The sequence below is a fragment of the Paenibacillus sp. FSL M7-0896 genome, from assembly GCF_037975415.1.
Lineage (GTDB): Bacteria > Bacillota > Bacilli > Paenibacillales > Paenibacillaceae > Paenibacillus_AQ > Paenibacillus_AQ silagei.
Genome location: NZ_CP150250.1, coordinates 5,079,970 through 5,093,511, shown reverse-complemented (window position 1 = coordinate 5,093,511; position 13,542 = coordinate 5,079,970). Strand labels below are relative to the sequence as shown.

The 13,542-nt window shown below is 53.4% G+C and carries 10 protein-coding genes; all 10 read left to right on the top strand.

Features of this window, described 5'->3' with window-relative positions; genetic code table 11:
* Positions 1 to 63: 63 nt before the first annotated feature.
* The 10 genes from MKY12_RS21855 (at position 64) to MKY12_RS21810 (ending at position 13,530) form a co-directional block, all read left to right on the top strand.
* Positions 64 to 1,053: a LacI family DNA-binding transcriptional regulator gene (locus tag MKY12_RS21855; RefSeq protein WP_339250036.1), complete on the top strand. Its 990-nt coding sequence runs from the start codon at positions 64 to 66 to the stop codon at positions 1,051 to 1,053.
* Between the two features lie 477 nt (positions 1,054 to 1,530).
* On the top strand, positions 1,531 to 2,505 hold the full coding sequence (locus MKY12_RS21850) for a LacI family DNA-binding transcriptional regulator (protein ID WP_339310759.1): 975 nt from the start codon (positions 1,531 to 1,533) through the stop codon (positions 2,503 to 2,505).
* Positions 2,506 to 2,551: 46 nt separating this feature from the next.
* Positions 2,552 to 3,484 carry an alpha/beta hydrolase gene (locus MKY12_RS21845; protein ID WP_339310758.1) on the top strand — a complete coding sequence of 311 codons (933 nt, stop codon included), beginning with the start codon at positions 2,552 to 2,554 and terminating at the stop codon, positions 3,482 to 3,484.
* 97 nt (positions 3,485 to 3,581) lie between these two features.
* Positions 3,582 to 4,538 carry a sugar kinase gene (locus MKY12_RS21840; RefSeq protein ID WP_339310757.1) on the top strand — a complete coding sequence of 319 codons (957 nt, stop codon included), beginning with the start codon at positions 3,582 to 3,584 and terminating at the stop codon, positions 4,536 to 4,538.
* A gap of 13 nt (positions 4,539 to 4,551) precedes the next feature.
* Positions 4,552 to 6,018: a sucrose phosphorylase gene (gene gtfA, locus MKY12_RS21835; RefSeq protein WP_339310755.1), complete on the top strand. Its 1,467-nt coding sequence runs from the start codon at positions 4,552 to 4,554 to the stop codon at positions 6,016 to 6,018.
* 26 nt (positions 6,019 to 6,044) lie between these two features.
* Positions 6,045 to 6,836 (top strand): alpha/beta hydrolase-fold protein, encoded by a 792-nt coding sequence (locus MKY12_RS21830; RefSeq protein ID WP_339310753.1) that lies wholly within the window; start codon positions 6,045 to 6,047, stop codon positions 6,834 to 6,836.
* A gap of 300 nt (positions 6,837 to 7,136) precedes the next feature.
* Positions 7,137 to 8,855 carry a histidine kinase gene (locus MKY12_RS21825; RefSeq protein ID WP_339310752.1) on the top strand — a complete coding sequence of 573 codons (1,719 nt, stop codon included), beginning with the start codon at positions 7,137 to 7,139 and terminating at the stop codon, positions 8,853 to 8,855.
* Between the two features lies 1 nt (position 8,856).
* Positions 8,857 to 10,452 carry a helix-turn-helix domain-containing protein gene (locus MKY12_RS21820; RefSeq protein WP_339310751.1) on the top strand — a complete coding sequence of 532 codons (1,596 nt, stop codon included), beginning with the start codon at positions 8,857 to 8,859 and terminating at the stop codon, positions 10,450 to 10,452.
* Positions 10,453 to 10,990: 538 nt separating this feature from the next.
* Positions 10,991 to 12,535 carry an ABC transporter substrate-binding protein gene (locus MKY12_RS21815; protein WP_339250020.1) on the top strand — a complete coding sequence of 515 codons (1,545 nt, stop codon included), beginning with the start codon at positions 10,991 to 10,993 and terminating at the stop codon, positions 12,533 to 12,535.
* 71 nt (positions 12,536 to 12,606) lie between these two features.
* Positions 12,607 to 13,530: an ABC transporter permease subunit gene (locus tag MKY12_RS21810; RefSeq protein ID WP_036724053.1), complete on the top strand. Its 924-nt coding sequence runs from the start codon at positions 12,607 to 12,609 to the stop codon at positions 13,528 to 13,530.
* The last annotated feature ends 12 nt before the right edge of the window (positions 13,531 to 13,542 follow it).

Sequence of the window (13,542 nt, the reverse complement as noted above, 5' to 3'; positions counted from 1 at the left end):
TTCAATAGCTGAAATCCATGCGAAATTCATCTATAATTGGAACTAAAAAGCAAGGTGGTTTCTATGGCGAATCTGAAGGATGTTGCGAAGCAGGCAGGACTTTCTGTGAATACAGTGTCCAGAGTCCTTAACAATAGAGGGTATATCAGTGACAAGACGAAGGAGAAGGTCTACCGGGTGATGAAGGAAATGAACTATCAGCCGAATGAAATGGCCCGGGCCCTGTTCCGCAAAAAATCCAATATGATCGGGCTGATCATCCCGGCGATTTCCCATCCTTTTTTTGCCGAGCTGACCGCCTATCTCGAATATTACGCAGACCTTAAGGGCTACAAGCTGCTGCTCTGCAATTCCAACCGCAACGTCTCCAAGGAAGTGGATTATATCGAGATGCTCAAAAAAAATCAGGTTGACGCCATCATCATGGGCAGTGCCGTGCTGGATGTGCAGCATTATCTTCACCTGGACCTGCCGATCGTCTCCTTCGACCGTGTAATCTCGGAGGATATCCCCGTGGTCACCTCGGATAATCTGGAGGGCGGCCGGCTGGCTGCCCGGTTATTAACCGGCCAGGGCTGCCGGCACACGGTCTATATCCAGCGGGGGATCGACGGTCCCCAGCATCACTTCATGCTGGCCGGCCTGAGAAGGCAGGGGTACGAAGAAGAGCTGAAGAGCGCCGGGCTTGCGCCGCTGTACTTGCAGCTGGAGGTCAATGAGGGGAGCTATACCGGAGGGGACACCGCCATTGCCGCCTACCTCCAGGAGCATCCTGAGATCGACGGCGTATTTGCCAGCAGTGATGTGATTGCCGCCGAGGTCATTCATGCCTGCAACCTGCTCGGCAAGGAGATTCCTTCAGCGATGCGCATTGTGGGCTATGATGATGTGCAGCTGGCTTCTATGATCTCACCGCGTCTAAGCACTGTACGGCAGCCGATTCAAGAGATGAGCGAAGCCATTATGGAGCTGGCGGTCCGGCAGATCGAGGGCCAGGCGGTGGCGATGGTGAACACGTTCCCGGTAACGGCTGTGGAGCGTGGCACGACCTGATACTCAGGACTGGCAGTTTCTCTGCCAGTGTCTGCCTTAGTAGAGCGTCAGGTTTAATATTGTGAATATTCCCACAGCAGTCTTTCGAATGCTGCAGGTGCTGGAACGATAGCAACTGCATTTTGTACATTAGAATGCTGTAAAAAAGCCTTCAAAATAGAATCTATTGTATTCAGTACATTTGAATGTTGACAAAAGGCCAATTTTCTCCCAAAACACGATATTCCACTGTATGAAATACAATAGAATCTCATTTTACGGTCAGCTATGCGTTTTCTATTGCAGGAAATACAATTACCTACATGAATCTAAGAGTAGAAGTCGGCAACGGGTAGCGGTATCAGCCTAATGTTAGCCCGATGTTCTTGCTTACAGTTTTAAAGCTGCTGCTGCCCTATTATATCAACCGGTTAACATAGAACCTTGCCCTATTCCGCTGAACAGAGGAAGAAGGCTGACCCGGGTCAGGAGGTACGGATGGCTGTAACCATCAAAGATGTTGCCGAGAAGGTCGGCGTCTCCGTCACTACCGTCTCCCGTGTGCTGAATAACCGGGGATACCTCAGTGAGAGTCTGAAGCAAAAGGTGAACGATGCCATGGAGGAGCTGAATTACCATCCGAGTGAGGTGGCACGCTCCTTGCTGCGCAAGAAGTCCAATATGATCGGCCTGATTCTGCCGGATATCTCCCATCCGTTCTTCGGAGAGGTAACCAAGCATATTGAGGCCTATGCCTATGAACAAGGCTATAAGCTTATGCTGTGCAATTCCCTCCATCATAAGAAAAAAGAGAAAGAATACATCGATCTGCTGCGGGCCAGCCGGGTTGACGGCATCATTATGGGCAGCCATACGATGAGCGTGAGCGATTATAAGACAATCAACCTGCCGCTGGTGTCGCTGGACCGGCAGATCTCGAAGACGATCCCGTTTATTGCCTCGGATAACTATCAGGGGGGAGTGCTGGCCACCCGGCTGCTGCTGCGCAAAAAATGCCGGAGCATCGCCTATCTCAGCGGGAATCTGCGCCTCAATCTGCTGGCCAAGCAAAGGCATGACGCCTTCCTGGAGCAGGTCAAGAGGCAAGATGTGGAATATACCGTCCTGCAAACCGATCTGAACGGATTTAAGTATAAGGATTACGAGAAGCTGGTCAGCAGTCTTTTTGAGGAACGCCCTGAGCTGGACGGCGTATTCGCGAGCAGCGATATGCTGGCGCTACAGGTGCTGAAGCAGTGCAGAAGGCTGGGCAGAGCCGTGCCCGGTCAAGTCAAGGTCGTAGGCTATGACGGAATTGCTGCCTTGGAGGCGGAGGATCTGACTACTATCGTCCAGCCGATCAAGAAGATGGGTGAGCTGGCTGTTCAATATCTGCTTCAGCAGATTGCCGGCGAGCCGGTTCCGCTGGAGACGATTCTTCCCGTCCGGTTATCGGAGAAGGGGACCACTTGAAGCACGCAGGATTCATTCACATTCGAACGATATGGAGGAAATATATATGGATTTCATTTACCGCGTAGCCCCGGAATTACGGGAAGGGATCGCTGGCCTGCCGCCGCTGCATTTGCCGGAGGATCTGGCCGCAGCCCGGAATAATATCCCGTTGCCTACAGAACAGTCAGACTGCGTCCGCATTACGGAACGGGTTCTGATTGCCGGTTCCGGGCCGGTTCGGATCAGAATTTATGAACCGGCTCAGCGAAGTGAACATAAGCTGCCTGCCCTGCTCTGGACCCATGGCGGCGGCTATATTCTGGGCCAGCCGAGCGGTGACGATGCGTTATGCGAGAGCTTCGTCCTCGCGGCCAACTGTGTGGTCGTGTCGCCCGATTACCGCCTTGCCCCGGAGCATCCGTACCCGGCAGCCATTGAGGACTCTTATGCAGCGCTTGTGTGGCTGGCCGATATCAACAATGGGCTGAGCATCGATTTGGCCCGGATTGCCGTGGGCGGAGCGAGTGCAGGGGGCGGTCTGGCAGCGGCTCTGGCCCTGATGGCGAGAGACAAGGGCGGTCCTGCCCTCTGCTTCCAGCTTCCGCTGTATCCGATGCTGGATGACCGCAACATTACACCTTCGAGTTATGAGGTCACGCACCCGGCGGTGTGGAACCGGGCGAACAACCTGGTGGCGTGGGAGATGTATCTGGGCGGCCCTGCCGGGGGCGCAGACACCTCCCAGTATGCGGCACCCGGCCGTGCGGATCAACTGGCGGGACTTCCGCCCGCGTATATCTGCGTCGGACAGCTCGACCCGTTCCGAGATGAGACGATTGATTACGTGGCCCGGCTGGCACAGGCCGGTGTAGAAGTGGAATTTCATCTCTACCCGGGGGGCTATCATGGCTTCGAGCATGTTGTCCCTGCAGCCGAAGTCAGCCGCAGAGCCAGAGAGGGATACATCCATGCCCTGGCAAGAGCCTTGAACTCTTAAATTGTAAAAAGAGGACGGGTTTTTGAAAGTATTGTGTACACAGAGACCATAGAATGGATATGACACAAGGATACTGGAGTACCAAGGGGGAGTGCGGGTGTTTAAACTCGGAGATACAATACCATTTGAAGATAAGGCGAACGATGTGTTAACAGTGGGCGAGCTGCTCGTGGATATGATCTCCAATGAGTACGGCGAGGACACGGTAGGTAATGGATATACCCGTTATTTTGGCGGATCGCCTTCAAATATTGCCATTAATGCGGGGAAGCTGGGCATCCGGTCGCATGTGGCTTCGGCGGTGGGCAGGGATAGCCTGGGCAACTATCTGATCAACCGGCTGCAGAGCGCCGGAATGGCGACAAGCGGCATCCAGCAGGTCGATGATTCTACCAGTATGGTGGTGATTACCAAGAGTCAGGCTACGCCGGTTCCAATCTTTTACCGTGCGGCGGATTACCAGCTGGAGTACAATGAGGCGCTGGAGCAAGCCTTGATTCATTCCAGAATTGTCCACTTCTCCTGCTGGCCGATCTCCAGGACCCCATCCCGTAGGGCGGTGGAGCGGGTGATCCAGACGGCGCGGAAGCATAAGGTGCTGATCGGCTTCGATCCCAACTATCATCCCTCGATCTGGCAGAAGGGGGAGGACGGGGTAGCCTATGTCAAAAGCATCATCCCGAAGGTGGATATCATCAAGCCTTCCGAGGATGACGCTGAGCGTCTGTTCGGTCCCGGCACGCCGGAGGAGCAGATCGCCAGATTCCTTGCGCTTGGCGCGAAGCTGGTCATTCTGACGCTGGGCAAGGACGGGGCACTCGTCTCCACCGGCAGCGAAACGATGTCGTTTGCGACCAAGGCGACGCAGATTGAAGATACGACGGGAGCAGGAGATGCCTTCTGGTCCGGATTCTATACAGCTATTATCAAAGGGTATACGCTCACAGAAGCGCTGGAGCTTGGATCTGCTGTCAGCGCGTACAAACTGAAATTCACCGGTGCGGTAGTCGATCTGCCTGCGCTTGCGGTCATTAAGCAACAATTCAACCTGTAGGAGGCTTCTTAAGATGACACTGAAGAATCAAGTACAGTTAATTACCTATCCCGATTCCCTGGGCGGAGACCTGAAGCAGCTCCATCAGGTGCTGCGCGGTCCCTTCGCAGGGCTGTTTGCCGGGGGGATTCACGTCCTTCCGCCCTTTCCTTCTTCGGGGGACCGCGGCTTTGCGCCACTGACTTATCTGGAGATCGAGCCGGAATTCGGCAGCTGGGAGGACATCCGCAGCATCGGGGAAGAATTCGATGTGCTGGTGGATCTGATGGTCAATCATATCTCCAGGCAATCGCCGTATTTCCAGGACTTCCTGGAGCATGGCCGGGCTTCGGAATATGCGGATCTGTTCATCACCCTGGACAAGATCTGGGAGAATGGCGAGCCTGTGCGTACGGATATCGAGAAGATGTTCCTGCGGCGGCCGCTGCCTTATTCTACGTTCACTACCTCCGGAGGAATGGAAGAGAAGGTCTGGACCACTTTTGGCAAAACCGATCCTTCCGAGCAGATTGATCTGGATGTCCATTCTCCGCTCACCCGCGACCTGCTGCGGCAGTTCTTCGAGAATTTCAAAGAGCAGAATGTCAAGATCGTCCGGCTGGATGCGGTCGGGTACGTGATCAAGAAGCTGGGCACCAGTTGTTTCTATGTGGAGCCGGAGATCTATGAATTCCTGGACTGGATCAAAGAGATGGCCGACTCGCTGGATATAGAACTGCTGCCGGAGGTGCACGCGCATCACAGTATCCAGACTAAGCTATCGGAATACGGCTGCTGGATCTATGATTTCATTCTGCCTTACCGCGTGCTTGAGGCGCTTACCGGCAGAGCCAATACGGCGCTGTACGACTATCTGCGGACCCGTTCGCCTAAGCAGTTCACGATGCTGGACTGTCATGACGGTGTTCCGGTGAAGCCCGACCTGGATGATCTGATCGATACCAAGGAAGCCCGGGAGCTGGTGGATCTCTGCGTGGAGCGCGGGGCGAACCTGAGCCTGATTCTGTCCGAGGAGCATAAAGCGCCGGATGGCTTCGATGTCCATCAGATCCGCTGCACGTATTACAGTGCACTGAATGAAGATGACGACGCGTACCTGGCAGCCAGAGCGATTCAATTCTTCGCACCGGGTATTCCGCAGGTCTATTATGTAGGCTTGCTGGCTGGCCGAAATGATCTGGAGCAGGTCGCCCTGACGGGGGAAGGCCGGGAGATTAACCGCCATAACTATACGCTGGAGGAGATTGCAGCGGAGAGTGAGCGGGAGGTCGTGCAGCGGCTGATGAAGCTGATCCGCTTCCGGAATGAATATAGCGCCTTCCATGGAACCTTCCGGGTGCTTGAGGCAGAGGCGGATGAAATCAGGCTGATGTGGGAGCAAGGAGCAGCATATTGCCGGCTGCATATTAACCTGCAGAATTATAAGACTGTTATCGAATATATAGATCAGCAGGGACAAGAAGCGGTATACTGGGTCTGATTCTAATTCGTTAAGGGGGAATGATGATGGCTACAATGCAAATCAGCCTGTTCTCGGCAAGTCTGAAGCGGGAGGTCACGATCCAGGCCATATTGCCGGTGGATCTGCCGGAGGGCTGGGGATTGCCGGCCTGGTCGGGCCAGCCCTTGAGATCACTCTATCTGCTGCACGGCTTCTCCGGCAGCCAGAACGACTGGCTGAACTTCTCCAGGATCAGGGAGCTGGCAGACAGGCATCAGGTGGCAGTATTCATGCCGGCCGGGGAGAACCGCTTCTATGTCAATGATGAGCTAAGAGAAGAATACTACGGTGAGTATATCGGCAGGGAGCTGGTAGACTTCACCCGCAAGCTGTTCCCGCTATCAGCAGCCAGAGAGGATACCTGGATCGGCGGCTTATCCATGGGCGGCTACGGGGCAATCCGCAACGGCCTGAAATACGCGGAGCGCTTCGGCCGGATCATCGCCTTATCCTCGGCCTTAATTCCGTATAGAGTTGCCAATATTTCCCCAGACTATAAAGACGGAATTGCCAGTTATTCCTACTATGCCAGCGTCTTCGGCGATCTGAGTAGGCTGCTTGGCAGCGACAAAGACCCTGAGCAGCTGGTGCGTGATGTGAAGGCGCAGGGACTTGCCCTGCCGGAGCTGTATATGGCATGCGGAACCGAAGATATGCTGCTGGATGTGAACCGCCGGTTCCATCAGTTCCTGGAAGGCGAGCAGGCCGCCCATTACTATGAAGAAGGCCCAGGCGACCATAACTGGGCATACTGGGATAAGCATATTGAAGCTGCGCTGGATTGGGCGGCTAACTAACTTTATTGATTAACTTTATAAAAACAGACAGGGAAAAGTGGCGGAGGGGAATTTTGGAACTGTAGGAGCGGTAGCGTCCGCCTTTGTATACGGATTTCCACCTCGATCAGAGGTAATAATTAAGAAATCTGTATACAACAGCGGCCGGAAGTCCAAAACTTCTCTGGAGTCACGGCTATCCCAATACTAATAATTTTCACGTAATCAATCGCAAATTGCATACTTATACGCCCCTGGGTCCGGCCTAAGAAGGTATCGGCTCAGGGGCGTGCTGAATTCCGGGGAAAGGAAGAGGCGGGGATGATCCGAACCAACAGTATCGTGTTCAAATTTGCGTTGCAGATGACAGTGATTCTTGCGATCCTGCTGTCCATCCTTGTTCTGAGTAACATCTACTCCCTGGAGGTGGTGCGGAGCAATGCACTGACCAGCTCGCGTAATACACTGGCCCTCTATCAGGCCAATATTCATAATAACTTCAACAATTTCTCCAAGGACCTCATTGAGGTGTTCGACCATAACGTGGATACTGCGGTGAATTCGGCGGGGATGGATGAGAACAGCCGGTATTTCAAGGTCCAGCAGCTCAAGAATAGCCTGCAGGCAAAAATAGCAGGCGATAATTCGAGCGACGGCATGTTCATCAGGCTCTCGGATGAGCTGGTGCTGGAGCAGTTCAACCGCCGGATTCAATCGGAGGATAAGCTGGCTCTGGTGGATTTTATCAATATGCATAAATTCAGTACGGCTCCGGCAGAACATAGCGGGGTATGGAAGGTCTTCCAGATCCGCGGCGAGTCCTACTTGTTCAAATACATTACTTATTCAGGAGTCAGCTTCGGAACGCTGGTGAAAGCGGACACGCTGCTGGCTATGGTTGACAGGGGAGGCAATGATAAGAACCGTTATGTGCTGAGTGACTCGGAGGGAATGATCCTGGCAGCGAATAATATCTCTCTTAATGAAGGGGATACGACGCTTGAGAGCTTAAGCAGGCAGTATCAGCGGGATTACCTGATTGTATCTGAACCGATCGGCGAGTTCGGGCAGATGACTCAAATGGTTGCCAAGGGCAGTCTGTTCTCAGGCCTGAAGCTGATTCAGTGGGGGATCGCCCTGCTGGCGGTTCTCTCGGTCATCGTGGTACCGCTGGTGCTGAGATTCCTGACGAGAGATGTGCTGAGGCCGATTCTGGAGCTGGTGAAGGCGGCGAAGGCGGTCGAGCAGGGGCAGCTGGAATACCAGATTCCGCAGAATACCCCGTATTCCCTGGAATTCCTGAAGCTGTTCCATGCGCTGGAGTCCATGGTCAGTGAGATCAAGGATCTGAAGATTCAGTCCTATGAAGAACAGATCGAAATCAGCCGCGCCGAGATCAAGTATCTGCAGATGCAGATCCGGCCCCATTTTTTCCTGAATGCGATCTCTACGATCACCAGCCTAACCTATCAGAATAAAAACGAGGAGATCCGCCGCCTGATCCACTGCCTCTCCGAGCATCTCCGGTATATGTTCAGAGGAGGGCTGATGGAAGTGACGATGGAGGAGGAGATCCGGCACACTGAGAACTATATCCGGATGCAGGAGATCCGTTATCCTGAGCAGATTTTTTTCATGATCGAGATGCAGGAGGAAGCGCGGCAGGTGCCGGTTCCCCAATTCATGATTCAGACCTTTGTGGAGAATACGTTCAAGCATGCTATGTTCGTTCAGGAGCTGCTGTCTATTTTCATCAGGGTGCGGATGGAGCTGCGGGACGATAGTCCATTTGTCAGCATTGTCATTGAAGATAACGGGGCGGGCTTCGCTTCTGAATGGCTGGATCAGCCGGAGCGCGAAGAGGCAGGGGAGGACGGAGGCAGAGTGGGCATTGCCAATATCCGCAAGACCCTCAGACTGCTCTACAAACGGGAAGATCTGCTTAAGCTGTCGAATATCGAGACTACAGGTGCGAGGGTTGAGCTATGGATTCCTGTGAAGCCACTCGAATGGGGCCAGCCCGGCTTAGAGGGAGGATAATATGCGTTGTATGCTGATTGACGATGATATTCCTACAATTGAAGCGTTGCGCGGTATTGTGAACTGGGAGGAATTCGGAATTACGGAAGTGCTAACCGCTCATAATATACAGGATGCGAAGCAACTCTTCGAGCACGGCGAGCCGGATCTGATGATTTGCGATATTGAAATGCCGCGCGGCTCGGGCATTGAGTTGATCAAGTGGGCCAGAGAGCGTCAATATGAAGGCGGATTCATCTTCCTGACCTGTCATGAGAGCTTCACCTTCGCCTCCCAGGCGATCTCATATGACGCAGACTCGTATCTGGTCAAGCCGCTGGACAAGCAGGAGCTGGAAGCGGCGCTGCGCAAGTCTATGGATACGCTGAAGAACAAAATTATGTTAGGCGAATACAGCAAGCTGGGCCATGCGTGGCTGAAGAACCAGGATCTGATAGAACGCAGCTTCTGGAGCGATGTGCTGACGGCGACAATCTCTCCCCGGTCACAGCTGATCCAGAGTGAGGTGCAGAAGCGGGAGCTGTCCATCCCGGTGCATGCAGAATACAGGCTGCTGCTGGTAAGTGTTCCCCGCTCCCAGATTGAACGGGAATGGGATGAGAGCATCTTTCATTATGCCCTCTCGAACCTGGTCTCTGAAATTCTCAGCAGCCGGGTGGGCAGCGGCCGGATGATTGCTTATCAGGTCGATAAAGTATTCTACAATGCGATCATTGTGGAGAGTCCGGCGGATATGCAGGAGCTGGAGGTGAGCGCCGGAGAGATCATCCGGCTGTCCAGACAGTATCTGAAATGTACGGCTACCTGTTACTTCAGTGAGCCTGCGGCGATCTCCCGCCTGGCGCAGCTTAAGACGGAGCTGGAGCAGGCGGACGAGGCGAACATTATTTTCCGGGGGAAGCTGCATTTACCGAATAAGCCCTTCCAGGTAGATCTGACCGAGCGCTTCACCCTGGATACGGAGCTGTTCACCCTGCTGTTCGTCCAGAAGGAGAAGGCGCAGATTGTGAACCGGCTTAAGAAAGAACTGGAGCTGCTGACGAGTCTGAACAAGCTGGATGCGGCAACACTCCATTCGATCCGCGAGGACCTGCTTCAGGTGGTCTATTCGCTGCTCGCGCGGCACCACATTCAAGCCCACCGCCTCTTCGAGGGCGAGCTCAGCCAGCAATTGGCCCAGGATGCCGAGAGCAGCGTGTTCGACTTCATGAAATGGGCGCAGGCGCTGACGGATAAGACGCTGGATTCCATTAAGGAGGTGCTGCAGTCCGAAGGGGTGGTCGAGCGGGCCAAACGGTTCATTCAGGAGCACTATACCCAGGACCTCAGCCGGGAGGATGTTGCCGCAAGCGTATATCTGACCGCGGATTATCTGGCCAAGGTGTTCAAGCACGGGACCGGCCAGAGCGTGAAGGAGTACCTGAACGACTGCCGGATCAGAGCGGCGAAGCAGAGGCTGGTGGAGAGCACGGCGAGCATCGGGGAGATTGCCATGGATACCGGCTTCGATACCCTCTCCTATTTCTCCACTGTGTTCAAAAAATGGACAGGCGAAACCCCGGCAGCCTACCGCTTGAGGCACAAATCCGCCTTATAGTGACAATGATGACCATTAGGAAGCTCCGCATCTCCTACCGGAGGCGGGGCTTCTTGCTGCGTAGGCAGGAATCGTATTTATGGTGCGCGGCATCCGGCTGGTTGACTGGCTGAGGGTGCTGGAAACTGAGTTAAGGGATCTAGGAGGCTTAAGGTTACTCCTGCGTAGAATTTAGTTGGATTTTATACATCTGTTGCTGAAGGGGTGAACGCTGGCGGAGGAATAGCTGGATAAACAACACTTAATTAGACACAATTCCGGCAAAGTAGAGAAAATGCTAATATTAGATGCCGTTTTTCCATTTGTTGGGGTGGCGTTGGGGAAAATAGAGAAATTAAAATACGTTTTTCCACCTGTTTGTTTGCCAAGGCCCAGCGTTCTGCCGTCGTCCCCCAGGGGGCTAATTAGCTATGCAGAGCCGAGAATCCTCGCCACCCGTCCAGTGCGGTTTTTTATAAAAACAGCCCGTATTATTGAAAGCCCGCCCCCTCCAGGACCGGTACAATGAGAATGTAAATATAGAACAGGAGGCATGATCATGAAGAATAAAAAGGGGTTAGGTTCACTGCTGTTGTCCATGGTAATCTGCGGTTCGCTGCTCTCCGCCTGCGGCGGCAATTCCAATACATCGTCCAAGAATTCCGGGGATACGGAAGCGAAGGCCAAGGTGGCTGAGATTGTATTCGCACTGCCCTCCTTCAACCGGATTCCCGATGATCTGAGCAAGGTGACGAATGCGATCAACGCCATCACAACGGAGAAAATCGGGGTGAAGGTGGACTTCCGACTCTTCGGCCCGGCAGATTATGCCCAGAAGGTCAATCTTGCGCTCCAGAGCGGGGAGAAGATGGATATCTTCACCACCCTCGGACAATTCTCCAACTATGTATCCAAGAGCCAGGTGGCTCCGCTCGAAGAGCTGCTTACCGAACACGGCAAAGAGCTGACAGCCATTCTGGACAAGGATTTCGGGCCGGATATTCTCAAAACCACCACGATGGACGGGCATATCTACGGCATTCCTGTGAATAAAGGGATGGCGCTGCCGACCAATATCATCTACAACGCGGATATGCTCGCAGAGGCGGGCGTAGCAGCAGACTCCATCCAATCGGTAGAGGATCTGCCTGCGGTGTTCGGCGCAGTGAAGCAGAAGCTGCCGGATGTAGTTCCGTTTGGCCCGATTAATGTGAATCCGACAGATACCGGACTTGTGAACTGGATGAAGGGTGCGAGCAAGGTGGATTACCTGACCGATACCACCGGAGTCGGTGTCGTGATCGGTGACAACGGCAAGGTCGTTAACTTCTATGAATCGGATGTCTTCAAGAACGGAATTCAGATGATGAGAGACTGGTTCGAGGCCGGGTATCTGCAGAAGGATACTGCAACCACTACGATTACAGCGATGGAGATGGTATCCTCGGGGCGTGGCTTCTCCTTCCTAGGCGGCTACAGCGGCATGGAGGTTGGCAAGCAGCTGAGTGCACAGGTCGGCAAAAACATTGAGACCAAGCGCATCGCCCCGTTCTATTTCGATACAAGTGCCGTGAACTCGGTGACCTGGATGGTCTCTAGTACTTCGAAGGAGACGGAAGCCGCTGTGAAGTTCCTGAACCTGCTCTACACCGACAAAGAGCTGATCAACACCATTCTGTTCGGAATTGAAGGGGAGGATTACATCAAGGTAGATGAGCATCATGTGAAATTCCCTGAGGGCATGGACGCAAATACGGTACCTTATACCTCCATGCTCAGCTCCGGGATCGTCGGCTCCGAATCGCTTCAGTATCAGATGGAGGGAATCAACTGGTCGGATGTGGAACTGAAGCTGAAGGAGAATAAGGATACCGAAAGATCGCCGTATTTCGGCTTTATCTTCGACCAGGGTCAAGTGAAGACGCAGATGAGTGCTGTGAACAACGTAGTGAATCAATTCCTGCCGGCACTGGTCAGCGGATCGGTAGATCCTGAGAGCATTATTGCGAAATTCAACAGTGCGCTGAAGGATGCGGGTGCACAGGACATTATAGACAGCAAGCAGCAACAACTGGATCAATGGCTTGCCGCGCAAAAACAATAATTTGAATAAGCCTGCTGAGGGTAGAGCCGCTAATGGAGGCTCTGCCCCCCGGCAATGGAGGTGAATCCGGCATGACTGCCAAACCTAAATCCAAGCCACTCAAAAAAACACTTCCTTTATTAATTCTCGCGGGTCCGGGACTGCTGTATTTTCTCATTAACAGCTACTTCCCCATGTTCGGGGTGTTCATCGCGTTCAAGGATGTCAATTATGCCAAAGGCATCTTCGGCAGCGACTGGATCGGCTTCAAGAACTTCACCTTTCTGTTCCAGACCAGTGATGCCTGGATTATGACCCGCAACACCCTGCTGTACAATCTGACGTTTATCGCGCTGGGAACCGTAGTTTCGATCATCATTGCCATTCTGATGTCGGAGCTGCTGAACAAGCTGTACTCGAAGCTGTTCATGACCGGACTGATTCTGCCGAACCTGATCTCGATGATCGTGCTTTCGCTGCTCGTCTTCGCCTTTCTGAACGCCGACAGCGGGTTCGTCAATCATTCGATTTTGCGGCCGCTGGGGATACCGGAGATCAACTGGTATTCGGAGGCGAAATATTGGCCGTACCTGCTGGTCCTCATTCAGATCTGGAAGACGGCAGGCTACGGCTCAATTGTCTATTTTGCCTCGATTGCCGGCATTGACAAGAGCATCTATGAGTCGGCCAAAATCGACGGTGCCGGGAAGCTCAAGCAGATCCGCATGATTACTCTGCCGCTGCTGAAGCCGACCATTATTGTGCTGGTGCTGATGTCGATGGGCCGGATTTTCAACTCTGACTTCGGCCTGTTCTATCAGGTTCCAATGAACTCTGGTGCACTATACAGCACTACCCAGACGATTGATACGTATGTCTACCGCGCCTTGATGCAGCTCAATGATATTGGAATGTCGGCAGCCGCCGGTCTGTATCAGTCGCTGGTCGGCTTTGCCCTTGTGCTTACGGTCAATGCCATCGTCAAGAAGGTCAATCCAGAAAACGCTTTGTTCTAGGAGGAAATTCGG